Origin of the sequence: Streptomyces monashensis, assembly GCF_001866665.1 — a bacterium.
Taxonomy (GTDB): domain Bacteria; phylum Actinomycetota; class Actinomycetes; order Streptomycetales; family Streptomycetaceae; genus Streptomyces; species Streptomyces monashensis.
In genome coordinates this window covers 1-25,770 of the sequence record NZ_MLYO01000036.1, presented here as the reverse complement: position 1 = coordinate 25,770, position 25,770 = coordinate 1, and the positions used below count along the sequence as shown (strand labels likewise).

Genomic DNA, 25,770 nt, shown 5'->3' with positions numbered 1-25,770 from the left:
ACATGACGCGATCCGACGGGTACCTTCTGGACAACCGGCAGAACGAGGCGGGACAGCGCTTCGACGCCTTCGCCACGCTCTTCGACCCCACGACCATCCGGCACATCGAGCGTCTGGGTGTCGGACCGGGATGGCGCTGCTGGGAAGTCGGGGCCGGCGGCACCTCCGTGGTGTCCTGGCTCGCCGAGAAGGTCGGCCCGACCGGCAAGGTCGTCGCCACCGACATCGACACCTCGCTGATCGCCGCCGCGGCCCACCCGCCGGTCGAGGTCCGCGTCCACGACGTGGGCACCGAGGCACCGCCGGCCGAAGGCTTCGACCTGGTCCACGCCCGGCTCGTGCTCGTGCATGTCCCGGACCGGGAACGGGCGTTGCGATCCATGATCCAGGCCCTGCGCCCCGGCGGCCTGCTGCTGGTCGAAGACGCGGACCCTGCCCTCCAGCCCCTGATCTGCCCCGACGAGTACGGCCCCGAACAGCGGCTCGCCAACCGGCTGCGCCAGGGCTTCCGCAAGCTTCTCGCCGAACGGGGCGCCGACCTCTCGTACGGCCGCAAGCTTCCGCGCCTGCTCCGCGAGGCAGGGCTCAGCGATGTGACGGCCGACGCCTACTTCCCGATGACCTCGCCCGCCTGCACCGCGCTGGAGGCCGCGACGGTCCGTCAGATCCGCGGCCGCCTCGTCGCCGCCGGACTCGCCACCGACGAGGAGATCGACCAGCACCTGGCCCATGTCGAGACCGGCTGCATGGACCTGGCCACCGCACCGATGATCTCGGTGTGGGGGAGGAAGGCGTAGGGGACGGTGGCGAGGGAAGACGTAGCCTACGCAGCCGACCGCACGGCCCGAGCCGCCACGACCACCGCGGCCGGGCGGGCAGAGCCTCGGCCGTCCGCCGAACGGCCACGGCGGGCGATCGATCAGGCCCCGAGCCGTCCGCAGGCCCCGCAGCCGGCGTCCGCCGGCGCTTACCGGGCGTTCGCGGCATCGAGGTCCTGCCGAGCGCGCATGACACCGGCGTAGCGCGCCCGTCGCCGTCCGAGCCTTCGTGCACCGGCCAGGCGCACACCGGCTGAGCTGTCCGCGGCGCTCCGCCACGCCGCCCGGCCGTGCGCGTCGCGCGGTCATGCACGCCGCCCGGCATCTCGCCCCAGCCGACCGGCATGCACCGCCCTTACGGACCCGCCCTCCGTACCTGCCGCAGTGGCCCGGGAGTGCGCAGAGCGCAGCTTCCGGCACAGCCGACCGAACATGCGCTGTGGCCGGTGGCCCCTGCAGACGGGCCGCCGCCGTACCCCCGCCGTATCCCGCCGACTGTCCGACGTCTACGCGCCGCTCCCCGGAATCGGCGGTCTGGCCCCCACCCGGCCCACCGCCTGCGCGCCCGCCCGACAGCCCTGGGCCGCCGCCTCCTGCGGATCCGCGCCCGCGAGCAGGGCGGCGAGGAACGCGCCGGTGAAGGCGTCGCCCGCTCCCGTGGTGTCCCGGGGAACCGACGGTGTCGCAGGGATACGCGTCGGCACGGTGCCGGAACGGGCCACCAGGGCCCCGTCCGCGCCCGCCTTGGCCACCACCAGCGGCACCAGACGGCTCAGCTTGGCCGCCGCGTCCGCCGGATCCGGCAGGCCGGTCAGCAGACATGCCTCGTCACGGCTGGGCAGCAGCACGTCCAGCCCCTCGGCGAACGCGAGGAACCGGTCCACGCCCAGCCGTGTCAGGAAGCCGGCGGAGGCCGGATCCAGACTGACGGGCACTCCACGCGCGCGTGCGGCCGTGAGTGCGGTACGTGCCAGGGCCCGGCTCGGCTCCGTGAACAGCAGATAGCCCGACAGGTGCAGCCGGGCGACCCCGTCGAGCAGCGCGTCGGACCAGTCGTCGGGTTCGAGCCGCAGGGAAGCCCCGCTGTCCGTGAGAAACGTGCGCTCGGCCGCCGCCCCTGTGTCGACGAGGCAGATCACCGTCCCGCTCGCCGCCTCCGGATCGACCACGAGCCGGGGCCGTACACCGGCCGAGAGCAGCTCCCGCTCGTGCCACGCGGCAGTGTCCGCGCCCACCCGTCCCAGCAGCCGTACGTCCGCACAGCCCGCGTGGGCGGCCCAGCAGGCCACGTTCGCGCCCGCCCCGCCGGGCAGCGTGCGGATCGAGGCGACCGTGTCGGTGCCGGCCGCGAGCGGCCCCCGGTGCCGGGCGACCACGTCCGTGATCACGTCCCCGACGACCAGCAGGGCCCCGTCCCGGCGCGTGGTCACTCCCTGGTCCAGGCCGTGGCGATCCGCGCCGCCAGCCGTACGTTGCCACGCACGGCCGCCAGATTGGCGCTCAGGGACGCGCCGTCCGTGTGCCGGACCAGGTAGTCCAGCAGGAACGGTGTCACCGCCTGCCCGCTGACGCCCTGCTCCGTGCAGGCCCGCAGCGCGTCGGCGAGCACGCGCGCGTGCAGCTCGGGATCGAGCTGTTCCGCCTCCGGGACGGGGTTGGCGACGATCAGCGCCGACTCCACGGCACCCATCGCGTCCTGGGCCCGCATGACCTCGGCGACCTCGTCCGGACTGCTCAGGGTCCAGTCGACGGGATGCCCTGAGTCGCAGAGGTAGAAGCCGGGGAAGCGGTCCGTGCCGTAACCCGCCACGGCCACGCCGAGGGTCTCCAGCCGCTGGAGCGTCGCCGGCACGTCCAGGATCGACTTCACACCCGCGCAGACCACCGTGATCCTCGTCCGTGCCAGCAGCCCCAGGTCGGCCGATTCGTCCTGTGTCACCGTCCACTCCCGGTGCACACCGCCCAGCCCGCCCGTGGCGAACACCCGGATGCCCGCGAGCGCGGCCAGCTGCGCCGTGGCCGACACCGTGGTCGCCCCGCTCACCCGCGAGGCCACCGCGAGTGGCAGGTCGCGGTGGCCCAGCTTGCGGATGCCGTCCTCGTTCGCGACGCGCTCCAACTGCTCCTTGTCCAGCCCGATACGCGGGCGTCCGTCCAGGACGGCGATCGTCGCCGGTACGGCACCCTCTCGCCGCACCGCGTCCTCCAGCTCTCGCGCCACATGCAGATTGCGTGGACGGGGCAGGCCGTGCGCGATGATCGTGGACTCCAGGGCCACCACCGGCCGCCGCGCGTCGATCGCTTCCCGGACCTCTTCCGACACCACGAGCACCACGCGCATCGCCTCCTGTCCGTCGGCTGTTCGTACCTGGATCTCTGGCGGGCGCCGGGAGCGCCTAAACGCTTGCGGCCTGTGGGAGACGCCACCAGCCTGGAGCACATGACGAAGAACAGCATGCGTCTGGACCATGTCGTCCTGTGGGTGGCCGACCCGGTGGCCGCGGCCCGCTTCTACACCGAGGCCGTCGGTCTGGAGCCCGTCAGACTCACCGAGTTCGTCGAGGGCAAGGTGCCGTTCCCCTCGGTGCGCGTCAACGAGGAGACCATTTTTGACCTCGCCCCGCACACCTTCGCGGACCGCATGAGGATGCTGCCCGGCGCGGCCGACAGCGCGGGCCATCCGGTCAACCACGTCTGCCTGTCCCTGCCGGCCGACGCCTTCGAGGCCCTGCGCGCCCGGCTGGAGCGCTACGGCGTCCCCCTGTCCGACATCGGCCACGACTCCTTCGGCGCCCGCGGCAGTGCCCCGCGCTCGTTCTACTTCCGGGACCCCGACGGCAATGTCTTCGAGGCCCGGCATTACGACGCATAGTGGCGCCGAGCAAACGGTGCGCAGTCCCGGGAGCGGTCAGAACAGCGGCTCGGGCAGCACGCCCTCCAGGGCGAGCAGCTTCCGCTTGGTCTCCAGCCCGCCCCCGAAGCCTCCGATACCGCCGTCGCGCTCCACCACCCGGTGGCACGGCACGACCACCGGCAGCGGATTGGCGCCCATGGCCGCGCCGACCGCCTGCGCCCCGCCCGGCTGTCCGACCCGCCCCGCGAGATCGCCGTACCCCACCACCGTGCCGTACGGCACCCCGGAGGCCAGCTCGCGCAGTACCTGGCGGTTGAAGCCGGAGATCAGCGACCAGTCCAGCGGCAGGTCGAAGTCGTGCCGCTCGCCCGCGAAGTACGCGCGCAACTGGCGTATGGCCTCGGTGAGCGGCGGCGCGTCCGGGTCCTCGACGGGGGCGGCACCGAACCGGGACGCCAGCCGCTCCAGCGCCCGGTCGCGCACCGCGTCCGTGGCGTGGAAGACGACGTTGACCAGGCCGTCACGGGTCGCGGCCAGCATCAGCGGGCCGATGTCGCTGCCGACGACGGCCCATACGACGCGCTGCTCATCCTGCCGTTCGCTGTCCATGCGACCACCGTACGGCCCGCCACTGACAACGCCCGCCCGGCTCAGTGCGAGCCCAGCGCCGCGCGCACCACGTCGATCTTGTTGGTGATGATCCCGTCGACGCCGTACTCCGCGGCCGTGCGGGCGTCGGCCGCGTCGTCCACCGTCCAGGCCAACACCCCGAGCTTCTTGCCGTGCGGCCCCTTGAACGTGTGCACGGCTGCGACGTAGCCGCGCGAGAGTGACCCGTACGAGGGATTGATGAGATCGGCGAAGCACGCGTCCTGGTACAGCTGCCTCACTTTGGGCGAGCCGAGCAGGGCCGTCGTGACCGCGGGCTTCAGCTCGTGGACGGTCCGGATGCTGTCGGCGCTGAAGCTCTGCACGATCAGCCGCTTCAGATGGCTCCCGTCCAGCCAGCCCTCCTTGCCGAGGAGCTTCAGCGTCTGCCGCTCGATGCCCGGGTACAGCTCGGGGTTCTTGATCTCCAGGAGGAGTTTCTCGTGGTTGTGCTCGATCCGGCGCATGTACTGCGCGAGTGTCGGCACGCGTGTGCCCGCGTAGGCGGGGGAGTACCAGCTGCCCGCGTCCAGCCGGGCGATCTCGGCCGCGGTGAAGTCCTTTACCTTCCATGGCGCCCGCCCGGGGAAGACCCGCTCGACGTCGGTCGTGCGCTTCAGGCTGTCGTCGTGGATGACGACCAGCTCACCGTCCTTGGTGCGCTGGACGTCGTTCTCGACCCAGGTGACGCCCAGCTTCGCGGCCTTGTCGATCGAGGGGAGCGTGTTCTCGGGTGCGTAGGCGGCGGCGCCCCGGTGCCCGATCACCGTCGGCTCGCCGGAACCGCCGGCCCGGGCATCGGGGGTGGTGATCAGCAGGACCGTCGCGATCCCCAGGACCGTGGCGGCGGTGGTGGTGGCCACTACGCGCGCGTGCATACAGACTCCTCGCGTCGAATTGATACCGACTGCCACAAGAGTGACAGCAGACGACCGATGGCACCGGGCGCACGAGAAGCGCACGACGCGGACAAACGTCCAAGTCCGCTCACGAGTACCGCACAAGTGCGGCAACGCCGTGTTTCTTTGCCGGATAATCGTTCGACCATTCCGGTGGGGGTCATACTCTCTGCGACAACCCTGGCCGCCCACGCGGTCCTGGGGCCGGGGGAACGTTTCAGGTATTCCAGGACGCAAGAGGGCGGAAGGGCAGCCGCGGATGCAAGGCACGGTCGACGGATTCAGCTACGGGGCCGTCACCCCGTTGGTGGCCTATCTGATGGCCTGCCTGGGCGGTGCCCTCGGCCTGCGCTGCACCACGCGCGCGCTGCTGGTCTCGCACTCCCGGCGACCCGCCTGGCTGGCCCTCGGCTCCGCCGCGATCGGCTCCGGCATATGGACCATGCACTTCGTCGCCATGATGGGCTTCGCCATCAAAGAGTCCCCGATCCACTACGACAAGCCGACGACCTACGCGAGCCTCGGCCTCGCCATCGTTATGGTCGGCGTCGGCATCTTCATCGTCGGCTACCGCGGAGCCACCGGAGCCGCACTGTTCACCGGCGGCACGATCACCGGTCTGGGCGTCGCCTCCATGCACTACCTGGGCATGGCCGGCGTCCGTTTCCACGGCCGGTTCACGTACAACACCGTCACGGTCGCGGCCTCCGTCGCCATAGCGGTCGTGGCCGCCACCGCCGCCCTGTGGGCCGCCGGACGCGTGCGTGGCTTCCTGTGGAGCGTGGGAGCGAGCCTCGTCATGGGGCTCGCGGTCAGCGGCATGCACTACATGGGCATGGCAGCCCTGGGGGTCCACCTCGACGGCCACTCCCACGCCGTCGGCGGCGCGCCGGAGCCGTCCGTGCTCGCACCCATGCTGATCGGCCCGCTCGCGTTCCTGCTCCTCGCGGCCGTGGTCGTGGTCTTCGACCCGATGATGGTCATGGGCCGGCCCATCCGTATGCCCGTCGAGCACAAACCGGGCGTCCCGGCTGCCGCCGTCGCCTCCCACCTGGACCGCCGGCCCGCGCTCCACGAGGGACGCCGGCCCGAGCACCACGGCTCCCGGACGCGGTAGAACCACTGATCGGGACCCGTTGTCAGTGCGGGGTCGTACGGTGGATGGCATGCGGCCCGTTTCCCACATCGAACGCACGGTGGCGCCCTTCGAGGTCGTCAGCCCCTACCAGCCCAGCGGCGACCAGCCGACGGCCATCGCCGACCTGGCCAAGCGCATCGAGGCAGGTGAGAAGGACGTCGTCCTGCTGGGCGCGACCGGCACCGGCAAGTCCGCCACCACTGCGTGGATGATCGAGAAGCTCCAGCGCCCCACACTCGTGATGGCGCCGAACAAGACCCTGGCCGCCCAGCTGGCCAACGAGTTCCGCGAACTTCTGCCGAACAACGCGGTCGAATACTTCGTCTCGTACTACGACTACTACCAGCCCGAGGCCTACGTCCCGCAGTCGGACACCTACATCGAGAAGGACTCCTCGATCAACGAGGAGGTCGAGCGCCTGCGCCACTCGGCCACGAACTCGCTGCTCACGCGGCGCGACGTCATCGTGGTCGCCTCGGTCTCCTGCATCTACGGCCTCGGTACGCCGCAGGAGTACGTGGACCGGATGGTCCCCCTCCGGGTCGGCGACGAGATCGACAGGGACGAGCTGCTGCGCCGCTTCGTCGACATCCAGTACACGCGCAACGACATGGCCTTCAGCCGCGGCACCTTCCGGGTCCGTGGCGACACCATCGAGATCTTCCCGGTCTACGAGGAGCTGGCCGTCCGGATCGAGATGTTCGGCGACGAGATCGAGGCGCTGTCCACGCTGCACCCGCTGACCGGCGAGATCATCAGCGACGACCAGCAGCTGTACGTCTTCCCCGCCTCCCACTACGTCGCCGGCCCCGAGCGCATGGAGCGGGCCGTCAACGACATCGAGAAGGAGCTGGGGGAGCGCCTCGCCGAGCTGGAGAAGCAGGGCAAGCTCCTGGAGGCCCAGCGCCTGCGGATGCGTACGACGTACGACATCGAGATGCTCCGCCAGATCGGCACCTGCTCCGGCGTGGAGAACTACTCGATGCACTTCGACGGCCGCCTGCCGGGCTCCCCGCCGAACACCCTGCTCGACTACTTCCCGGACGACTTCCTCCTCGTCATCGACGAGTCGCACGTCACCGTTCCGCAGATCGGCGCCATGTACGAGGGCGACGCCTCCCGCAAGCGCACCCTGGTGGACCACGGCTTCCGTCTGCCCTCCGCGCTGGACAACCGCCCCCTGAAGTGGGAGGAGTTCCAGGAGCGCATCGGCCAGACCGTCTACCTGTCGGCCACCCCGGGCGCGTACGAGCTGTCCCGTTCCGACGGTGCGGTCGAACAGATCATCCGCCCCACGGGCCTCGTCGACCCGGAGGTCGTCGTCAAGCCCACCGAGGGCCAGATCGACGACCTGGTGCACGAGATCCGCAAGCGCACCGAGAAGGACGAGCGCGTCCTCGTCACCACCCTCACCAAGAAGATGGCCGAGGACCTCACCGACTACTTCCTCGAACTGGGCATCCAGGTCCGCTATCTGCACAGCGACGTCGACACGCTGCGCCGCGTCGAGCTGCTGCGCGAGCTGCGCGCCGGTGAGTTCGACGTCCTGGTCGGCATCAACCTGCTGCGCGAGGGTCTCGACCTGCCGGAGGTGTCCCTGGTGGCGATCCTGGACGCCGACAAGGAGGGCTTCCTGCGCTCCGGTACCTCGCTGATCCAGACCATCGGCCGCGCGGCGCGCAACGTCTCCGGCCAGGTGCACATGTACGCCGACAAGATCACCCCGGCGATGGAGAAGGCCATCGAGGAGACCAACCGCCGCCGGGACAAGCAGATCGCCTACAACAAGGCGAACGGCATCGACCCGCAGCCGCTGCGCAAGAAGATCAACGACATCGTCGCGCAGATCGCCCGCGAGGAGGTCGACACCGAGCAGCTCCTCGGCAGCGGTTACCGCAAGTCCAAGGACGGCAAGGGCGCCAAGGCACCCGTCCCGTCACTGGGCGACAAGGCGGCCAAGGGGGCGAAGGCTGGCAAGGCGGCCAAGGGCCAGGCGGTGCCCACGGACCGTCCGGCGGCCGAACTCGCAGAGCAGATCGAGGAGATGACCGAGCGGATGCGCGCCGCCGCCGCGGAGCTCCAGTTCGAGATCGCGGCCCGGCTGCGCGACGAGGTCTCGGAAATGAAGAAGGAACTGCGCCAGATGCGGGAGGCCGGGCTCGCCTGAGCCCCCGACACCCTGCCGGACCTCGGCATACGCGCCAAGTGTTGCAACACCGACACAAAGCGCGAGCCGGGGTTCGGCACTGTCGGTGCGCCTGCGTAGGGTTTTGGTCAACCGCGCTTTGCGCGGCAACAGGGGACCATCGAGAGGGGAAATCAGCGGTGTCCGTCAACTTGAGCAAGGGTCAGGCCATCAGCCTGGAGAAGAAGGACGGGGCCACCCTGACCGCGGTCCGCATGGGGCTCGGCTGGCAGGCGGCGAAGCGGCGCGGTCTCTTCGGCTCCCGTACCCGGGAGATCGACCTCGACGCCTCGGCGGTCCTCTTCGCCGAGAAGCAGCCGGTCGACGTCGTCTTCTTCCGTCACCTGGTGAGTGACGACGGCTCCGTCCGCCACACCGGCGACAACCTGGTCGGCGGTGCCGGCCAGGGCGGGGACGACGAGTCGATCCTGGTGGACCTCCAGCGCGTTCCGGTCCACATCGACCAGATCGTCTTCACCGTGAACTCCTTCACGGGCCAGACCTTCCAGGAAGTGCAGAACGCGTTCTGCCGCCTCGTGGACGAGACCAACGGCCAGGAACTGGCCCGGTACACGCTGGACGGCGGCGGCGACTACACCGCTCAGATCATGGCGAAGGTGCACCGTGCGGGCCCGGGCTGGACGATGACCGCCCTGGGTTCCCCGGCCAACGGCCGCACCTTCCAGGACCTGATGCCGTCGATCCTGCCGCACCTGTAGGCCCGACCGGCAACGCGCACGACACAACGACACAGGGGGCACGGGGATGACGGCCGAGCTGGTGCGGGGACAGAACCACCCGCTGTCCCAGATCCGGCTGACGGTCCGGATCTCGGCCGGGGTGCCGGTCCTGGCCGGAGCCACGCTCGGCGACGAGAACGGCACGGTGCCCGGCTCCCAGTGGGTGGTCCATCCTGGCGCCCCCGCCCTGCCCGGCGTCGAGGTGCCCCGGCAGACTGCCGCCGAACACCGGCTGGCCGTCGACCTGGGCGCCCTGCCCGAGGGCGTGCACCGCGTCGGTGTGTTCCTCGCGCTGCCCGACGGGCCCGCCGGCCCGCTCCGGTTCGGTGCCGTCGCCGCCCCGCACACCACGGTCTACGGCCCCGACGGCACCGAACTCGTCAGCTACACCCTGACCGGCCTGGACACCGAGGCAGCCGTGGTCGCCCTGGAGCTGTACCGCAGACAGGGCGCCTGGAAGGTCCGCGCGATGGGCCAGGGCTACGCGGCCGGCCTTCCCGCACTCCTGGCCGACCAGGGCCTGCCGGAGTCCGCGGACCTGGTGGCCGCCATCCAGCGGACGACGGCGCCGCCCGCCCCGGTCCCACCCCTGCCGGCACCCACCCCCACCCCCGGCCAGGGGACGCCGACACGTTCGTACGCGCCCCAACTCCCGGAGCCCGCACCGTCGTACGACGCACAGAGCCCGTACCAAGCACACAGCTCGTACGAGGCACAGGACCAGTACGTCGCTCAGGCACCCGGCGCCGCGCCGGCGGGCCCCGAAGCTCCGCGAGCGCCCGGCACCCCGGTGGACTACACGCACCTGCGCCGCCGCCCGCCCGGCACCCCGCAGCCGCCGGTGTCCCCGGCGAGTGCCGCCACCGACGACCGACCCGCGCAGCCGGTCGCTGGAGACGCCGTGGGCTGGTCGATGGAGGAGCGGCTGTACAACCAGGTCTGGGGCATGTTCGAGGACCTGGCCCGCACCACGGCCGCCTACCGCAGTGCCGTCGAGTTCGCCGACTCCCGCCTGGAGAAGGAACTGGACCAGGTGCTGGCCGACCCCGGCAGTCGGCTGGGCGCGGCGGGCGACACCGCGCGTGCGGCGGCCCACGCCCGCCGGACGCAGCTGATCGACCAGGCCCGCGCGGTCCTCGACCGCGACCTCGCCCAGCTCTCCGCCGAGTCCGATGTGGTCGAGCCCGCGCTTCCGCCCGCGTACGCCCGCTGGGACAACCCCGTCTGGCACGGGTACACGGTGCCCGACGAGCCACCGATGGCCCTGCGGCTGGGCGATCTCCACCTGCCGGAGAGCGCGCCGCTGCGCATTCCCATGCTGGTCAGACTGCCGCTGGAGCGCGGCCTGTGGCTCGACAGCGGTCCGGCGAACGTCGGCGGCTTCCCGGACTCCGTCCAACTGCGGCACCTGGCCATGGAGGCGGCGGTCGCACTCGCCGCGCGACTGCTCGCCGTGCATCCGCCGGGGGGCTTCGCCCTCCAGGTCATCGACCCGGCCGGCGCCGGGGCAGCGGCGCTCGGCGTGCTGACCCGGACCGGGGCGCTGGCCGTGCCGCCCGCGACCGGGGCTGCGGGTGTCACGGAGGTGCTGGAGAGGCTCACCCATCGGGTGGACCTGGTGCAGATGGCGGTGCGCGGTGGCACGCCCGAGTCACTGCCGCCCGACATCGACACCGCGCAGCAACTGCTGATCGTCAACGACTTCCCGCACGGCTTCGACGAGCGTGCGGTGACCCGGCTGCGCTACCTCGCCGACGAGGGGCCCGCCGTCGGCGTGCACCTGTTGCTGGTGGCGGACCGTGGGGACGCCGCCGCCTACGGCCCGTTGCTCGATCCGCTGTGGCGTTCGCTCATGCGACTCACGCCCGTGGCCGACGACCATCTCGCCGACCCGTGGGTCGGGCACTCCTGGACCTACGAGCCCTCGCTGGTGCCGGCCGGAAGCCAGATCGTGCAGCACGTGCTCGCCGAGGCGGCCGAGGCCAGGGGCAAGTACAGGTAAAGTCATCCTGACCAGCCAACTTGGTTTTATTTTGCCTTTCACTTTACCTTTCCTTGGTGATTGGGTAGGGTCTTCCGTACGGAGGGGAGTACTCCCTGACTGCGACGCACCCGTCAGTACGGACCGGTTCCGGTCCCGGGGCGTCGGCCCCGAGCGGGTGGAAGAGACCTCCGGCAGCGACAGCGCTGAAAGTGTTCGCCGTTACGTAATGCCGGAGGTGCAGTGGACGTTTCCGTGACCCTGTGGGTCCTGACCGTCGCGGGCCTGGCCGCGCTGATCGCGGTCGACTTCTTCATCGGCCGCAAGCCGCATGAGGTGTCGATCAAGGAAGCCGGTATCTGGACCGTCGTCTGGATCGCCCTGGCCGGACTCTTCGGCCTCGGCCTGTTCCTCTTCGGCGGCGGACAGCCGGCCGGCGAGTTCTTCGCCGGCTTCATCACCGAGAAATCGCTCAGTGTCGACAACCTCTTCGTCTTCGTCCTGATCATGGCGAAGTTCGCGGTGCCGACCCGGTACCAGCAGCGTGTCCTGCTCGTCGGCGTGCTCATAGCCCTGGTGCTGCGGGCGATCTTCATCGCCGCGGGAGCCGCCATCCTCGCCAGCTTCTCCTGGGTGTTCTACCTCTTCGGCGCCTTCCTGATCTGGACGGCCTGGAAGCTCATCCAGGAGGCCCGCGCGGACGAGGAGGACGAGGAGTTCAAGGAGAACAAGCTGCTCAAGGCCGCGGAGCGCAGGTTCGGTGTGGCGGACCGCTACCACGGCACCAAGCTGTGGATCCAGGAGAACGGCAAGCGGATCATGACCCCGATGCTGGTCGTGATGCTCGCCATCGGCACCACGGACGTCCTGTTCGCCCTGGACTCCATACCCGCGATCTTCGGCCTGACCCAGGACCCGTACATCGTCTTCACCGCCAACGCCTTTGCCCTGATGGGTCTGCGGCAGCTGTACTTCCTCATCGGCGGCCTGCTGCGGAAGCTGGTCCACCTCTCGTACGGCCTGTCGGTCATCCTCGGCTTCATCGGCGTCAAGCTGGTGCTGCACGCCCTGCACGAGACCGGTGTCCACGTGCCCGAGATCAGCATCCCGGTCTCGCTCGGCGTGATCTGCGCCGTCCTGATCGTCACCACGATCACCAGCCTGATGGCCGGCAAGAAGCAGGCGGCCGCCGAGGCGACAGACGGCTGCGGCGAAGGCGCCGTGAAGGACAGCGTCGACGCCTGATCCGATCGGCGGCAGAAGCGGCCACCGGCAGAAGCACCCGCCGGCAGGAGTAGGGCCGTGCCATGCGGTTCCCGCTCCCGTCGGTGCGGTGAGGACAACGGAAGGATGAGAGGTATCCGAAAAGAGCAGAATGCGAATCCTGTACGGCTCTGCGACGATCGCCGCATGATCAGTAGGCTGCGGCCGCTCACCCGGCAATGGACGACGCTCGTGCCGGTGCTCGCGATCGTCCTCCTGGTCTTCACCTGGGGCCGTGGCCTGCCGGGCGCGGTGGTCGCCTTGGTCACCCTCGTGCTCGCCGGGTCCGTTCTCGCGGCGGTGCACCATGCCGAGGTCGTCGCCCACCGCGTCGGCGAACCCTTCGGCTCCCTCGTTCTGGCCATCGCCGTCACGATCATCGAGGTGGCGTTGATCGTCACCCTCATGGCCGACGGCGGCGACAAGAGTTCCACCCTGGCGCGGGACACCGTCTTCGCCGCCGTGATGATCACCTGCAACGGCGTCGTCGGGATCTGCCTGCTCGTCGCCTCACTGCGGCACGGCACCGCGGTCTTCAACCCCGAGGGCACCGGCGCCGCCCTGGCGACCGTGGCGACGCTGGCCACGCTCAGCCTGGTCCTGCCGACGTTCACCACCAGCAAGCCCGGGCCCGAGTTCTCCTCGATGCAGCTGACGTTCGCCGCGTTGTCCTCGCTGATCCTGTACGGCCTGTTCGTGGCCACACAGACCGTGCGCCACCGTGACTACTTCCTGCCGATCACCCGGCAGGGCGAGGTCATCACCGCCGACGAGCACGCCCAGCCGCCGTCCCTGCGTGCTGCCTGGACCAGCCTCGGTCTCCTCGGGCTGGCCCTCGTCGGTGTCGTCGGTCTGGCCAAGGGCGTGTCGCCCGCCATCGAGTCGGGCGTGGCCGCCGCCGGTCTGCACCACGCGGTCGTCGGCGTGATCATCGCCCTGCTCGTACTGCTCCCCGAGACGATCGCCGCGCTGCGATCCGCCCGCCGCGACCGGGTCCAGACCAGCCTCAACCTCGCGCTCGGCTCGGCCATGGCCAGTATCGGCCTGACCATCCCCGCCGTCGCCCTCGCCTCCGTCTGGCTGTCCGGCCCGCTCGTCCTCGGCCTCGGCTCGACCCACATGCTGCTGCTTGCCCTGACCGTGGTCGTCAGCTCCCTGACGGTCGTGCCGGGCCGGGCCACCCCCCTGCAGGGCGGTGTCCACCTGGTGCTCTTCGCGGCCTATCTGGAGCTGGCGATCAACCCGTGACCGGCTCCACCGCCGGCACCGGTACCGGGCGGGTCTCGGGCAGCAGGGCGAAGCAGGCGAGGCTGAGCAGCGCGACGCCCGTCAGATAGGCGCCCACGCCCCAGGGGACCCGCCCGCTGTGCTCCGCGAGCGCCGTGGCCACGATCGGGGTCAGAGCGCCGCCGAGGACTCCGCCGAGGTTGTAGCCCACCGCGGCGCCCGTGCAGCGCACCCGTGCCTCGTACAGCTCCGGCAGATACGCGGCGATCACCGCGAACATGGTGATGAAGGAGACCAGCGCGCCCAGGATGCCGAGGAACATCAGCAGCGGCTGGCCGGTGCCCAGCAACGCGATCATCGGCAGCATCCACAGACCGCAGGCCGCGCATCCGGTGAGGCACATCGGCCGACGCCCGAAGCGGTCGGCGAGCAGCGCCATGAACGGCGTGAGGGACGCCTTCACCACCACCGCGGCCATGACACAGGTCAGCATCACCGTCCGGCTCACCCCGAGCCGCTCCGTCGCGAACGTGAGCGACCAGGTCGTCACCGTGTAGAAGACCGCGTACCCGGCGGACAGCGCCCCGGCCGTCAGCAGCACCAGCCGCCCGTGATGCCGTACGACCTCGACGAACGGCACGCGCGCGTGGTCGTCGATCTCCAGGAACCGGGGGCTCTCCACGATCGACCAGCGCAACAAGAGCCCGCCCAGTGCCAGCGCCCCGGCTGCCCAGAACGGCACCCGCCAGCCCCAGCGGGCGAACTCCGCGTCGGACAGCGTCGCCGACAGCGCGAGCACCACCCCGTTGGCGAGCACGAACCCGATCGCCGGGCCCACCTGCGGAAAGCTCGACCACAGGGCGCGACGTCCGGGCGGCGCGTGCTCGGCGGTCAGCAGCACCGCTCCGCCCCACTCCCCGCCGAGCCCCAGACCCTGGAAGAAGCGCAGGACGAGCAGCATCACCGGCGCGGCGACGCCGATCGACCCGTACGACGGCACACAGCCCACCGCGACCGTCGAGGCACCCGTGAGCAGCAGTGACAGGACCAGCACCGGCCGCCGTCCGCGCCGGTCACCGAGGTGCCCGAACAGCACCGAGCCGAGCGGCCGGGCCAGGAACCCCACCCCGAATGTCCCGAACGCCGCCAGCGTCCCGGTGAGCGGTGAGAACGTCGGGAAGAACAACGGTCCCAGGACCAGGGCCGCAGCTGTGCCGTAGACGAAGAAGTCGTAGAACTCGATCGCGGTCCCCGCGAGGGAGGCGGCGGCGAGCCGCGGCATCGACGGTGTCCTTACGGTGCGTACTGGCTCCATGCTGCGTCAACTACCCCCGATGATCAGGGGTTACGGGGGCGCATGGGGGTGCTCAAGTCGCCGGAGTGAGCGCCGAGGCGACGGCGCACACGGTGCGTCGTCCGCCGTGGCCACCGTGATAGACCGGGTGCGAGCGGCGGTCGTCGACGCACCGCCCCGAACGGACCGGAGGAACCGTGCCCCGCACCCTGGCCAACGCCCCGATCATGATCCTCAACGGGCCCAACCTCAACCTGCTCGGCCAGCGCCAGCCCGAGATCTACGGCAAGGACACGCTGGCCGACGTGGAGGCGCTGTGCGCCAAGGCGGCGGCCGCGCACGGGGGCACGGTGGACTTCCGGCAGTCCAACCACGAGGGCGAACTGGTCGACTGGATCCACGAGGCACGCCTGAACCACTGCGGGATTGTCATCAACCCCGCCGCCTACTCCCACACGTCGGTCGCGATTCTGGACGCACTCAACACCTGCGACGGCCTGCCAGTCCTGGAGGTGCACATCTCCAACATCCACCAGCGCGAGTCGTTCCGGCATCACTCCTACGTCTCGCTGCGCGCCGACGGCGTGATCGCGGGCTGCGGCGTCCAGGGCTACGCCTTCGGCGTCGAGCGGGTCGCGGCCCTGCTGGGGGCCGCGCAGGACGAGGCGTAGCGGCCACGCGCGCGTGGTGGCCGCCCGCCGGTCGTCGTGCTACGTCCTCACAGGCGCCCGGCCTCCACGACGCGCCGCAGAAAGCGCCGCGTGCGCTCCTGCTGCGGATCGCCGAAGACCTCTTCGGCGGTGCCGCGCTCCAGCACGACACCGCCGTCCAGAAAACAGACCTGGTCGGCGACGTCCCGCGCGAAACCCATCTCGTGCGTCGCCAGGACCATGGTCATGCCGTCGTCCTTGAGGCCGCGGACCACCTCGAGTACCTCGCCGACGAGTTCGGGGTCGAGTGCCGCCGTGATCTCGTCCAGCAGCAACAGCCGGGGCCGCACGGCGAGGGCCCGCACGATCGCCACGCGCTGTTGCTGACCGCCGCTGAGCCGGTCGGGGTAGGCCGTTGCCTTGTCGCCCAGTCCGAGGCGCTCCAGCAGCCCTCTGGCGCGTTCCTCGGCCTCCTCGCGGGGGACGCCGTGCACCCGACGCGGCGCCAGCGTCACGTTGTCCAGCACGGTCATGTGCGGGAAGAGGTTGTACGCCTGGAAGACGACGCCGATCCTGCGCCGCACCGCGTCCTGGTCGACGCGCGGATCGGTGATCTCCTCGCCGTCCAGCCAGATCGCGCCGTCGTCGATCTCCTCCAGGAGATTGGCGCAGCGCAGCAGCGTCGACTTGCCCGAACCGGAGGCGCCGATCAGGGCGGTCACCGTGTGCGGGGCGACCTCCAGGCCGACATCGCGCAGGACGACGGAGCCGGCGAAGGTCTTGCGGACGGACTCCATGCGCAGCACGGGAGCGTCGCTCATAGGGATCCTCCCTGGGCCCGCCGCCGGTCCATCCGGGCCGTCACCCAGTCCGTGAAGCGGGTCATCGGAATGGTCAGCGCCACGAACACCAGCCCGGCGACGATGTACGGCGTGTAGTTCAGACTGCGGCCCACGATGATGTCGGCCGCCCGGACGGCGTCCACCGCGCCGCCGATCGACACCAGACCGGTGTCCTTCTGGAGCGACACCAGGTCGTTGAGCAGCGGCGGGACCTGACGGCGCACCGCTTGCGGCAGCACGACGTGGCGCAGCGCCTGCCGGTTGGTCAGGCCCAGAGAGCGGGCCGCGGCGAGCTGAGAGGGGTGCACGGACTCGATGCCGGCGCGGAACACCTCCGCCACGTACGCCGAGTACGTGAGCGTCAGCGCGGTACCGCCGAGCAGCACCGGATCGACCGTCACGCCCTGAAGACGCAGCGCCGGTACGCCCAGGACCACGATCATCAGGTTGATGATCAGCGGAAGGCCGCGGAAGAAGTCGGTGTACGCCGCCGCCAGCACGCGCAGCGGGAAGAACACCGGGCCGCGCAGGGTGCGCGCGATGGCGATCACCATGCCGAGGACCAGGACGGCGGCGCCGCAGATCACCAGCAGACGGACGTTCAGCCACAGCCCTTCGAGGACTTTGGGCAGCGCCTCGCGCGCGTACTGCGCGCTGAAGAACGTCTCCTTGGTGCGCGGCCAGCCCGGTGCGTTCACGACGACGAGGTAGAGCACGACAGCGGTGACGAGCGTCGAGAGCGATGCGACGGCCGTGGCGCGCCGCGCACGCGCGCGTTTGTGCCGTTCGCGCTCCAAACGCCGTTCGGAGAGCACGTAGTTGTCGTCGCCGGTCATGTCTCCCTTGCCGTCGGCTCCTTCCGGGGCCGACCCGCCCTTGGTGACCGTCACTTGAGCACTGGGGCGTCGACGGCGTCCGAGAGCCACTGCTTCTCGAGCCGGGCCAGTGTGCCGTCCTTGCGCAGGGCGTCGACGGCGCCGCTCACGCACGGGGTCAGCGCGCTGCCCTTGTCCAGCACCAGCCCGAACTGCTCGGGTGTGCCGCCCCGGTTCTCGAACTGGCCGACGATCTTCGCGTCCGTCACCTCGGCCGAGGTGATGTAGAACGCGGTGGGCAGATCGACCACGATGGCGTCCACCTGGCCGTTCTTCAGCGCGGACTTGGCCTGGTCGTTCTTGGCGAACGCGGCGGCCTCCTGCTTCGGCTTCACCACGTCGGTGATGTAGTCCAGGCTCGTGGTGCCCACCTGGGCGCCCAGCTTGAGGCCCTTCAGATCCGCGATGCTCGACGCCTTGGCCGCCTTGCTGCCCTTCAGGGCGATCACCGCCTGGCGCACGTCGTAGTAGCCGGAGGAGAAGTCCACGGCCTTCTTGCGCTCGTCGCTGATCGACACCTGGTTGATGTCGAAGTCGAAGGTCTTCACGCCGGGCGCGAACGCCTTGTTGAACGGCACGCTCTGCCACACGACCGCGTTCTTGCCGTATCCGAGCTGCTTGGCCACGGCATAGGCGATCGACGACTCGAAGCCCTTGCCGTCGGCGGGCTTGTCGTCCTGGAACCAGGGCTCGTAAGCCGGTTCGTCCGTCGCGATCGTGAGCTTTCCGGACGTTCTGGTGGCCAACTTGCCCGGGGCACAGCTCTTCGCGGCCGATCCGGACGCAGGGGCCGACGCCTTCCCGTCGGGTTGCGGAGCACAGCCGACAGCGGTGGCGAGCAGGGCTACGGTGGCGGCGACCACCGCGTGGCGCAGGGTGCGAGGGGCAGGATGCATGGCCGGAGATTGGCAGCGAACCCGGCGTTTGTCCAGGTCACAGCGGTAACTGTCCGCATGGTGGGAACGGGTGTTGCGGCTGTGTGAACATCTCCCGCGCATCTTGCCATGCGAGTGTCACAGGCCTGGGCCGCCGGTCAAGGGGCGGGGTGGGAAGACCGGCGGCCCTTCCGCACAGGAGCCGTCGGCCTGCGCGGTACTGCCACCAGTTGACCGCATGGCGGCATCGCCCGGGAGCGTGCGTAGGGATCCGGCGCGTGTGAAGCGTTCACACGGGGCGCGCGCAAGAGAAAGCGCGCCGGGCGCATGCGAGAGATGTGCGCGCCCGGCGTGCGAACTCCGTGCCATGGAGCGCGCGATGGACCGTGGCGCGCTCGGTCTCCAGGATGCCGCGCTTCACCACCCGCGCGCGTGCCACTCCGGCAACTGCGGCCGCTCCGCGCCCAGCGTGGTGTCCTTGCCGTGCCCGGGATACACCCAGGTCTCGTCGGGCAGCACGTCGAAGATTTTCGTCTCCACGTCGTGGATGAGGCTGGCGAAGGCCCCCGGATCCTTGTGCGTGTTGCCGACGCCGCCAGGGAAGAGGCAGTCGCCGGTGAAGACGTGCGGGTGGCCGTGCGGGTCGTCGTAGACCAGAGCGATCGAACCCGGGGTGTGCCCGACCAGGTGCCGCGCGATCAGTTCCACGTTGCCCACCCTGATGACATCGCCGTCGTCCACGAGCACGTCGGTGGGCACCGGAATGCCGGGAGCGTCCTCGCGGCCCGCGTACGTACGCGCGCCCGTGGCCGCGACGACCGCGGCCAGCGCCTGCCAGTGATCGCCGTGCCGATGGGTGGTGACGACGGACGCGATGCCGTCGTCACCGATCATGCCGAGGAGTGCCTCCGCCTCGTTGGCGGCGTCGACCAGAAGCTGCTCGTCGGTGGCGCGGCAGCGCAGCAGATAGGCGTTGTTGTCCATCGGGCCGACCGCGATCTTCGTGATCATCAGGTCTTTCAGCTCGTGCACGTCCGCCGGTCCGCCGACCTTGACCTCTCCCGTGTACGTCATGGTGATCAGCCTATAGCGGGGCGGGGCTTGCGGACCGCCGTCGGTCTACAGCGGAGGCAGCTTCGGCAGCGTGCCGTCCGTGGTCAGGCCGGAGCCGTCGCGCCGCCCGGCGAGCCAGCCCAGCAGGTCGGCGGGCGTGCCCGCGGCCGTGACCGGTGCGCCGTCGCCGCCGCCGCCCGTGGTCCAGTTCCGGCCGTCCCCGGCGGACAGGCCGGTCGGCGGGACGTCCTTGTGCCCGGCGAAGCGCTGCGCCAAAAAGTCGATCTCCCGCTCGGTGAACTCGGCCGGGAGATCCTCCAGCTCGTACCCGATCCCGAGGTCCACGTGGTGCAGGTCCACCTCGGCCCACCGGCGGAACGGCACCCGGGACGCGGAGTCGGTGACCCCGTTGCGCAGCTCGACGGTGCGCGACCAGTCCGCCGGCGCGTCCCCCAGCGCCTGGAGGCGGGCCGCGCTCTCGCGCAGGTCGGCGAGCTGGACGTCGAGGGGGCGCGGGGCGTCGCGTTCGATGTCTGCGTCGCGTACCTCGGCACTCGCGTACATCGGCCGGCCTTCCAGAACATTCACGAGCGCGTCCGCGTTGCGGGCGAGGTGGGCGAGGACGTGCCCGCGGCTCCAGCCCGAAAGCCGTGACGGCTCGGCGAGCGAAGCGTTGTCCAGTTCGACGACCGCGGTGAGGAGCCGTTCGGTCGCTTCACGTACACATGCCAGGTCATGAGCGTGATCGGTCATGAACCTGACCCTAGCCCCCGCCACACCTTTGGGTGAAGGTGGTGAAGCTCGTCCGCAAATCGAAAGCACGTGCTATATCGTCGAGAGCGGCGTCGGGCATGCTGGATGGCCGGGGGTTGTTATGCAACCGGGCAATCCGACCGACGTTGTCAGTGGCTCCCCCTAGTCTGAAGAAGCACGGGGGCCCCGCCCCTGTCACTTCTCTCAAGAAAGGTGCGGACCGGCGTGGCCGACCGTCTCATCGTCCGTGGCGCGCGCGAGCACAACCTCAAGAATGTCTCGCTCGACCTGCCTCGTGACTCGCTCATCGTCTTCACGGGCCTGTCCGGGTCGGGCAAGTCCTCCCTGGCCTTCGACACGATCTTCGCGGAGGGCCAGCGCCGCTACGTGGAGTCGCTCTCCTCGTACGCCCGGCAGTTCCTCGGCCAGATGGACAAGCCGGACGTCGACTTCATCGAGGGCCTGTCCCCGGCGGTCTCCATCGACCAGAAGTCGACCTCGCGCAACCCGCGCTCGACGGTCGGCACCATCACCGAGGTCTACGACTACCTGCGTCTGCTCTTCGCGCGCATCGGCAAGCCGCACTGTCCCGAGTGCGGCCGCCCGATCTCGCGGCAGTCGCCCCAGGCCATCGTGGACAGGGTCCTGGAGCTGCCGGAGGGGAGCCGCTTCCAGGTGCTCTCGCCGCTCGTGCGCGAGCGCAAGGGCGAGTTCGTCGACCTCTTCGCCGACCTCCAGGCCAAGGGCTACTCCCGCGCGCGCGTGGACGGCGAGACGATCCAGCTCTCCGATCCGCCCGCGCTGAAGAAGCAGGAGAAGCACACCATCGAGGTGGTCGTCGACCGCCTCACGGTCAAGGACTCCGCCAAGCGCCGCCTCACCGACTCCGTGGAGACCGCCCTCGGGCTGTCCGGCGGCATGATCGTGCTCGACTTCGTCGACCTCCCCGAGGACGACCCCGAGCGCGAGCGCATGTACTCGGAGCACCTGTACTGCCCGTACGACGACCTGTCCTTCGAGGAGCTGGAGCCCCGCTCCTTCTCCTTCAACTCGCCCTTCGGCGCCTGCCCCGAGTGCACCGGCATCGGCACGCGCATGGAGGTCGACCCGGAGCTGCTCGTCCCGGACCCGGACAAGTCCCTGGACGAGGGCGCCATCCACCCCTGGTCGCACGGGCACACCAAGGACTATTTCGGCCGGCTGATCGGCGCCCTTGCCGAAGCGCTCGGCTTCCGCACGGACATCCCCTTCGCCGGCCTGCCCCAGCGCGCCAAGAAGGCCCTGCTCCACGGCCACAAGACCCAGATCGAGGTGCGGTACCGCAACAGGTACGGCCGTGAGCGCGTGTACACCACTCCCTTCGAGGGCGCGGTGCCGTTCGTCAAGCGCCGGCACAGTGAGGCCGAGAGCGACGCCAGCCGCGAGCGCTTCGAGGGCTACATGCGCGAGGTGCCCTGCCCCACCTGCGAGGGCACGCGCCTGAAGCCGATCGTCCTCGCGGTCACGATCATGGACAAGTCGATCGCGGAAGTCTCCGCGATGTCGATCAGCGACTGCGCGGACTTCCTGGGCCGGCTGACGCTGAACGCCCGCGACAAGAAGATCGCCGAGCGGGTGCTGAAGGAGGTCAACGAGCGGCTGCGCTTCCTGGTCGACGTCGGCCTCGACTACCTCTCGCTCAACCGCGCCTCCGGCACCCTCTCCGGCGGCGAGGCCCAGCGCATCCGCCTGGCCACCCAGATCGGCTCCGGCCTCGTGGGCGTGCTCTACGTCCTCGACGAACCGTCCATCGGTCTGCACCAGCGGGACAACCACCGGCTGATCGAGACCCTGGTCCGGCTGCGCGACATGGGCAACACGCTCATCGTCGTGGAGCACGACGAGGACACCATCAAGGTCGCCGACTGGGTCGTGGACATCGGCCCCGGCGCCGGTGAGCACGGCGGCAAGGTCGTGCACAGCGGCTCTCTGAAGGAGTTGCTCGCCAACACCGAGTCGCAGACCGGCGCGTACCTCTCGGGTCGCAAGGCGATCCCGCTGCCCGACATCCGCCGTCCCCGCGACCCGTCCCGCCGGCTCACCGTGCACGGCGCCCGCGAGAACAACCTCCAGGACATCGACGTGTCCTTCCCGCTGGGCGTCTTCACGGCTGTCACGGGCGTGTCCGGCTCTGGCAAGTCGACGCTGGTCAACGACATCCTCTACACGCACCTGGCCCGCGAGCTGAACGGCGCCAGGAACGTCCCGGGACGGCACACGCGCGTGGACGGCGACGACCTCGTCGACAAGGTCGTGCACGTCGACCAGTCGCCGATCGGCCGCACCCCGCGGTCCAACCCGGCGACGTACACCGGTGTCTTCGACCACGTCCGCAAGCTGTTCGCCGAGACCACCGAGGCGAAGGTCCGTGGCTACCAGCCCGGCCGGTTCTCCTTCAACGTCAAGGGCGGCCGCTGCGAGAACTGCGCGGGCGACGGCACGATCAAGATCGAGATGAACTTCCTCCCGGACGTCTACGTCCCGTGCGAGGTCTGCCACGGCGCCCGATACAACCGGGAGACCCTGGAAGTCCACTACAAGGGCAAGTCCATCGCCGACGTGCTGAACATGCCGATCGAGGAGGCCACCGACTTCTTCGAGGCGGTCCCGGCGATCTCCCGGCACCTGAGGACGCTGAAGGACGTCGGCCTCGGCTATGTCCGTCTCGGCCAGTCCGCCACGACCCTCTCCGGCGGTGAGGCCCAGCGGGTGAAGCTGGCCAGCGAGTTGCAGAAGCGCTCCACCGGACGCACGGTCTACGTCCTCGACGAGCCCACCACCGGTCTGCACTTCGAGGACATCAGCAAGCTGCTGAAGGTGCTCGGCGGCCTGGTCGACAAGGGCAACACGGTCATCGTCATCGAGCACAACCTCGACGTGATCAAGACCGCCGACTGGATCGTGGACATGGGCCCGGAGGGCGGCGCCGGCGGTGGCCTCGTGGTCGCCGAGGGTACGCCCGAGGAGGTGGCCGGGGTACCGGCCAGCCACACCGGCAAGTTCCTGCGGGAGATCCTCGGTGCCGACCGCATCAGCGACGCGGAGCCGGTCAAGGCACCCCGGAGCACCCCAGCCCGCAAGACGGCCGCGGCCAAGTCGACGGCCAAGAAGACGGTGACGGCCAAGGCCAACAACACGGCGACCAAGAAGGCCGCCGGGGCCACGAAGAAGACCACCGCGGCGAACCCGGCGAAGAAGACGACGCGAGCTCGCAAGGCCTGACACCACATCACGTCATGGGCTGACGTAATATCAAAAAAACGGCGCCCCGCGGGAACTCCCCGCGGGGCGCCGTTCGTTCATCCATCAGCCAGCCCGGTTCCGCGGTGCAGCAAGGGCCCCGTGCACCACAGTCCCGGCCGCACCTTGGCAACAGCACAGAGAAGAAAAGGCGTTCACCACTCACCCAGCTCGGCCGCACAAGGCGGCTCGGCCCCGGCCCGCGAGCAGGTGATCGCCGCCGCCCGTGCCGCGAAGCGCAACAGCCGTGTCCAGCCCTGCGCCCCCAGGGCGGCGAGCGCTTCCGCGGACAGCGCGTCCTGGGCGGAAAGCCCGTGCAACAAGGCCGCGTTCACCGTGTCACCGGCGCCGATGGTGTCCACCACAGCGACCTTCTCACCCGGCACGGAGTACTCCCCGCCGTCCCGGGTGAACACGGTCAGACCCTCCCCGCCCCGGGTCACCACGACGGCCGACGGTCCCGAGGTCAGCCACTCGCGCGGCGTGCCGCCCAGCCACGCCGCGTCCTCCGCGGACAGCTTCAGCAGCGTCACCGAGGGCAGCCAGCTCTTGAAACGCGCCCGGTAGGCGTCCGCGTCCGGGATCAGTCCCGCCCGGATGTTGGGATCGAGCGCCGTGAACAGCCTCTGCCCGGACGCCGCGCGCATCAGCTCCTCGTAGGCGCTCGCCCCCGGTTCCAGGACGAGCGAGCAGGTGCCGAACGACACCGCGCGCGTGCCGGCAGGCAGTGCGGCGGGCGTGGTGAACAGACGGTCCGCGGTGCCGTCGACATAGAAGGAGTACGCGGCGGAGCCGGCGGCGTCGAGCGTGGCCACCGCGAGAGTCGTCGGCTCCGGCCCGCGCTGGACGGCCGAGACCTCGACATCCGCCCGCCGTAGCCCGTCGAGCAGCGCCTCACCGAAGGCGTCGTGCGAGGTCCGCGAGCAGAACGCGGTGCGAGAGCCGAGTCGGCCCAACGCCACGGCGGTGTTGTACGGGCCGCCGCCGAGCGCCGGCTTCAGGTCCGCAAGGGCACCGGGGCCCTGCGGTACCAGGTCGATCAGTGCCTCACCGGCGACGACGATCACGAGACGGTTCCCTTCTCGGACAGCGTGGATGGTTCGAGGTGCTCGGGTCTCCCGGCCGCGCCGGGCTGTTCCGGGCAGCCGCAGGACGTGCGATGCGCGAACGTGCACGCCAGCCGCACCGTCCGGGCCGGACGCCGGGGCTCGCCCAGCCGGTCCAGGAGCACCCGTACGGCTTGGGCGCCCAGTTCCCTGCTGGGCTGGGCTACGGCGGTGAGCCGGGGCGAGAACAGATCGGCCCAGGCGAAGTCGTCGAAACAGCACAGGGCGAGGTCGTCCGGGACGGATCGCCCCAGCCGGCGTAGTGCACGCAGTGCCCCGATGGTCATCGCGTTGTTGCCGGTGACCAGGGCCGTGGGTGGATCGGGCAGCGCGAGCAGGGCCGTCGTCGCCTGCTCGGCACTGGCGGACTCCGAGTCGCCGGACACGAGGAGCCGCTCGTCGTGCGCCAGAGCGGCGGCGACGAGTCCGTCCCGATAGCCGGCGACGCGTTCTTCGGTGGTGCTCAGCCCGGGCATACCCGCCACCATGCCGATCCGCCGGTGGCCCAGGGCGGCGAGATGGGTGACGAGGCGGGCGGTCGGAGCGGTGCTCTCGGCACAGACCTGGTCGTACCACGACGTGCCCCCGTCGGGGGTCGCACCCTCGTCACCGCCGGCCGGCGTGTCGATCACCCGGTCGAGGAACACCGTAGGGACGGCGTGGCGGCGGAGGTAGCCGACGAGGTCGTGGGGTCGTGCGGAGGGAGCGACGATCATGCCGTCCACGCGGCGCTCATGGAGCAGCTGGGCGACCTTGCGTTCGTGCTCGGGATCGTCGTGCGGGTCGGCGATGAGCAGGCTGTACCCCGCCTCCAGGGCGGCCGCCTCGACGCCCTGGAGGATCTCCGTGAAGTAGGGATTGCTGATCGCCGACACGGCGAGCCCGATGGAGCGGGTACGGGAGGTCACCAGGGAGCGGGCCAGAGTGTTGGGCGTATAACCGAGGCTGTCGATGGCGTCCAGCACGGCCTGGCGGGTGTGCGGCAGCACCGGGCGCGTGCCGTTGAGGACGTGAGAGACGGTCGCCACGGAGACACCGGCGCTACGGGCGACGTCCGCCATGGTGGCCATCGACTTTTCCTCCCTGAACCGACGCGGCCAGTCGTTCCCGGCCCCTGCTGCGGGGGCTCCGGCCGGGAACGTACCCCATCGACCGGCTCCGCGTAAACGCTTGCGCGAGCGTTTACGTCCGCCCGGGCAGCCCCTGCCCCTCGCCCGCCACGGCCCCCTGTCCACCGGCCCGCCCGGTCCCCACCCACTCAGCAGGCCGCCCACCCGCGCGCCCCTTGCC

The 25,770-nt window shown here is 70.4% G+C and carries 22 protein-coding genes; 10 read left to right on the top strand and 12 right to left on the bottom strand.

Annotation, left to right across the window (positions count from 1 at the left end; translation table 11 throughout):
- Positions 1-2: 2 nt before the first annotated feature.
- A complete protein-coding gene (locus tag BIV23_RS22370) occupies positions 3-797 on the top strand; it encodes a methyltransferase domain-containing protein (RefSeq protein ID WP_071382711.1) in 795 nt (264 codons plus the stop codon).
- Between the two features lie 527 nt (positions 798-1,324).
- Here BIV23_RS22370 and BIV23_RS22365 read toward each other — a convergent pair.
- Complete coding sequence (locus BIV23_RS22365; RefSeq protein ID WP_245790601.1) at positions 1,325-2,248, bottom strand: carbohydrate kinase family protein; 924 nt, start codon at positions 2,246-2,248, stop codon at positions 1,325-1,327.
- The gene (locus tag BIV23_RS22360) at positions 2,245-3,150 is read right to left on the bottom strand and encodes a pseudouridine-5'-phosphate glycosidase (protein ID WP_071382899.1); all 906 of its coding nucleotides are present in this window, start codon (positions 3,148-3,150) and stop codon (positions 2,245-2,247) included. Before BIV23_RS22360 ends, BIV23_RS22365 begins: the two co-directional genes overlap by 4 nt.
- A gap of 108 nt (positions 3,151-3,258) precedes the next feature.
- Here BIV23_RS22360 and BIV23_RS22355 point away from each other — a divergent pair, with 108 nt between their 5' ends.
- On the top strand, positions 3,259-3,690 hold the full coding sequence (locus tag BIV23_RS22355) for a VOC family protein (protein ID WP_071382898.1): 432 nt from the start codon (positions 3,259-3,261) through the stop codon (positions 3,688-3,690).
- 36 nt (positions 3,691-3,726) lie between these two features.
- Here the strand turns inward: BIV23_RS22355 and BIV23_RS22350 are convergent, their stop codons facing one another.
- Both BIV23_RS22350 and BIV23_RS22345 read right to left on the bottom strand, forming a co-directional pair.
- A complete protein-coding gene (locus BIV23_RS22350; RefSeq protein WP_071382710.1) occupies positions 3,727-4,281 on the bottom strand; it encodes a methylated-DNA--[protein]-cysteine S-methyltransferase in 555 nt (184 codons plus the stop codon).
- Positions 4,282-4,322: 41 nt separating this feature from the next.
- Complete coding sequence (locus BIV23_RS22345) at positions 4,323-5,198, bottom strand: glycerophosphodiester phosphodiesterase (RefSeq protein ID WP_071382709.1); 876 nt, start codon at positions 5,196-5,198, stop codon at positions 4,323-4,325.
- A 280-nt stretch (positions 5,199-5,478) separates the two neighbouring features.
- Between BIV23_RS22345 and BIV23_RS22340 the strand changes: the two genes are divergently transcribed.
- From BIV23_RS22340 to BIV23_RS22315, 6 genes are all read left to right on the top strand, one after another.
- Complete coding sequence (locus tag BIV23_RS22340) at positions 5,479-6,336, top strand: MHYT domain-containing protein (RefSeq protein ID WP_071382708.1); 858 nt, start codon at positions 5,479-5,481, stop codon at positions 6,334-6,336.
- Positions 6,337-6,385: 49 nt separating this feature from the next.
- The gene (gene uvrB / locus BIV23_RS22335; protein ID WP_071382707.1) at positions 6,386-8,524 is read left to right on the top strand and encodes an excinuclease ABC subunit UvrB; all 2,139 of its coding nucleotides are present in this window, start codon (positions 6,386-6,388) and stop codon (positions 8,522-8,524) included.
- A 158-nt stretch (positions 8,525-8,682) separates the two neighbouring features.
- Positions 8,683-9,261: a TerD family protein gene (locus tag BIV23_RS22330; RefSeq protein WP_071370829.1), complete on the top strand. Its 579-nt coding sequence runs from the start codon at positions 8,683-8,685 to the stop codon at positions 9,259-9,261.
- A 46-nt stretch (positions 9,262-9,307) separates the two neighbouring features.
- Positions 9,308-11,284, top strand: coding sequence for a TerD family protein (locus tag BIV23_RS22325; RefSeq protein ID WP_071382706.1), 1,977 nt, complete (start codon positions 9,308-9,310; stop codon positions 11,282-11,284).
- Positions 11,285-11,506: 222 nt separating this feature from the next.
- On the top strand, positions 11,507-12,508 hold the full coding sequence (locus BIV23_RS22320; RefSeq protein WP_071382705.1) for a TerC/Alx family metal homeostasis membrane protein: 1,002 nt from the start codon (positions 11,507-11,509) through the stop codon (positions 12,506-12,508).
- 165 nt (positions 12,509-12,673) lie between these two features.
- Complete coding sequence (locus BIV23_RS22315) at positions 12,674-13,774, top strand: calcium:cation antiporter (RefSeq protein WP_071382704.1); 1,101 nt, start codon at positions 12,674-12,676, stop codon at positions 13,772-13,774.
- Here the strand turns inward: BIV23_RS22315 and BIV23_RS22310 are convergent.
- Positions 13,764-15,035 carry an MFS transporter gene (locus tag BIV23_RS22310; RefSeq protein WP_071382703.1) on the bottom strand — a complete coding sequence of 424 codons (1,272 nt, stop codon included), beginning with the start codon at positions 15,033-15,035 and terminating at the stop codon, positions 13,764-13,766. The genes BIV23_RS22315 and BIV23_RS22310 overlap by 11 nt on opposite strands.
- Positions 15,036-15,244: 209 nt before the next feature.
- Between BIV23_RS22310 and aroQ the strand changes: the two genes are divergently transcribed.
- Positions 15,245-15,718, top strand: a complete 474-nt coding sequence (gene aroQ, locus BIV23_RS22305; protein WP_071382702.1) for a type II 3-dehydroquinate dehydratase — start codon at positions 15,245-15,247, stop codon at positions 15,716-15,718.
- 47 nt (positions 15,719-15,765) lie between these two features.
- Here aroQ and BIV23_RS22300 read toward each other — a convergent pair whose 3' ends face one another.
- The 5 genes from BIV23_RS22300 to BIV23_RS22280 form a co-directional block, all read right to left on the bottom strand.
- On the bottom strand, positions 15,766-16,518 hold the full coding sequence (locus BIV23_RS22300) for an amino acid ABC transporter ATP-binding protein (protein WP_071382701.1): 753 nt from the start codon (positions 16,516-16,518) through the stop codon (positions 15,766-15,768).
- The gene (locus BIV23_RS22295; RefSeq protein ID WP_425443515.1) at positions 16,515-17,375 is read right to left on the bottom strand and encodes an amino acid ABC transporter permease; all 861 of its coding nucleotides are present in this window, start codon (positions 17,373-17,375) and stop codon (positions 16,515-16,517) included. The genes BIV23_RS22300 and BIV23_RS22295 overlap by 4 nt, the downstream gene beginning before the upstream one ends.
- A 50-nt stretch (positions 17,376-17,425) precedes the next feature.
- On the bottom strand, positions 17,426-18,310 hold the full coding sequence (locus tag BIV23_RS22290) for an ABC transporter substrate-binding protein (RefSeq protein WP_071382699.1): 885 nt from the start codon (positions 18,308-18,310) through the stop codon (positions 17,426-17,428).
- 396 nt (positions 18,311-18,706) lie between these two features.
- Complete coding sequence (locus tag BIV23_RS22285; RefSeq protein WP_071382698.1) at positions 18,707-19,363, bottom strand: MBL fold metallo-hydrolase; 657 nt, start codon at positions 19,361-19,363, stop codon at positions 18,707-18,709.
- A gap of 45 nt (positions 19,364-19,408) precedes the next feature.
- A complete protein-coding gene (locus BIV23_RS22280; protein WP_071382697.1) occupies positions 19,409-20,095 on the bottom strand; it encodes a maleylpyruvate isomerase family mycothiol-dependent enzyme in 687 nt (228 codons plus the stop codon).
- 225 nt (positions 20,096-20,320) lie between these two features.
- Here BIV23_RS22280 and uvrA point away from each other — a divergent pair, with 225 nt between their 5' ends.
- The gene (gene uvrA, locus BIV23_RS22275) at positions 20,321-23,356 is read left to right on the top strand and encodes an excinuclease ABC subunit UvrA (RefSeq protein WP_071382696.1); all 3,036 of its coding nucleotides are present in this window, start codon (positions 20,321-20,323) and stop codon (positions 23,354-23,356) included.
- 173 nt (positions 23,357-23,529) lie between these two features.
- Here the strand turns inward: uvrA and BIV23_RS22270 are convergent, their stop codons facing one another.
- Both BIV23_RS22270 and BIV23_RS22265 read right to left on the bottom strand, forming a co-directional pair.
- Positions 23,530-24,441, bottom strand: coding sequence for a carbohydrate kinase family protein (locus BIV23_RS22270; protein ID WP_071382695.1), 912 nt, complete (start codon positions 24,439-24,441; stop codon positions 23,530-23,532).
- A complete protein-coding gene (locus BIV23_RS22265; protein ID WP_071382694.1) occupies positions 24,438-25,550 on the bottom strand; it encodes a LacI family DNA-binding transcriptional regulator in 1,113 nt (370 codons plus the stop codon). The genes BIV23_RS22270 and BIV23_RS22265 overlap by 4 nt, the downstream gene beginning before the upstream one ends.
- Positions 25,551-25,770 lie beyond the last annotated feature (220 nt).

Excerpts from the sequence above, each read along its gene's own strand:
- BIV23_RS22280 (WP_071382697.1), bottom strand. The coding sequence starts at position 20,095 with ATGACCGATCACGCTCATGACCTGGCATGTGTACGTGAAGCGACCGAA.
- BIV23_RS22315 (WP_071382704.1), top strand. The coding sequence starts at position 12,674 with ATGATCAGTAGGCTGCGGCCGCTCACCCGGCAATGGACGACGCTCGTG.
- BIV23_RS22350 (WP_071382710.1), bottom strand. The coding sequence starts at position 4,281 with ATGGACAGCGAACGGCAGGATGAGCAGCGCGTCGTATGGGCCGTCGTC.
- uvrB (WP_071382707.1), top strand. The coding sequence starts at position 6,386 with ATGCGGCCCGTTTCCCACATCGAACGCACGGTGGCGCCCTTCGAGGTC.
- BIV23_RS22285 (WP_071382698.1), bottom strand. The coding sequence starts at position 19,363 with ATGACGTACACGGGAGAGGTCAAGGTCGGCGGACCGGCGGACGTGCAC.
- BIV23_RS22290 (WP_071382699.1), bottom strand. The coding sequence starts at position 18,310 with ATGCATCCTGCCCCTCGCACCCTGCGCCACGCGGTGGTCGCCGCCACC.
- BIV23_RS22300 (WP_071382701.1), bottom strand. The coding sequence starts at position 16,518 with ATGAGCGACGCTCCCGTGCTGCGCATGGAGTCCGTCCGCAAGACCTTC.
- BIV23_RS22295 (WP_425443515.1), bottom strand. The coding sequence starts at position 17,375 with ATGACCGGCGACGACAACTACGTGCTCTCCGAACGGCGTTTGGAGCGC.
- BIV23_RS22310 (WP_071382703.1), bottom strand. The coding sequence starts at position 15,035 with ATGCCGCGGCTCGCCGCCGCCTCCCTCGCGGGGACCGCGATCGAGTTC.
- BIV23_RS22355 (WP_071382898.1), top strand. The coding sequence starts at position 3,259 with ATGACGAAGAACAGCATGCGTCTGGACCATGTCGTCCTGTGGGTGGCC.
- BIV23_RS22345 (WP_071382709.1), bottom strand. The coding sequence starts at position 5,198 with ATGCACGCGCGCGTAGTGGCCACCACCACCGCCGCCACGGTCCTGGGG.
- BIV23_RS22370 (WP_071382711.1), top strand. The coding sequence starts at position 3 with ATGACGCGATCCGACGGGTACCTTCTGGACAACCGGCAGAACGAGGCG.
- BIV23_RS22340 (WP_071382708.1), top strand. The coding sequence starts at position 5,479 with ATGCAAGGCACGGTCGACGGATTCAGCTACGGGGCCGTCACCCCGTTG.
- BIV23_RS22265 (WP_071382694.1), bottom strand. The coding sequence starts at position 25,550 with ATGGCCACCATGGCGGACGTCGCCCGTAGCGCCGGTGTCTCCGTGGCG.
- BIV23_RS22325 (WP_071382706.1), top strand. The coding sequence starts at position 9,308 with ATGACGGCCGAGCTGGTGCGGGGACAGAACCACCCGCTGTCCCAGATC.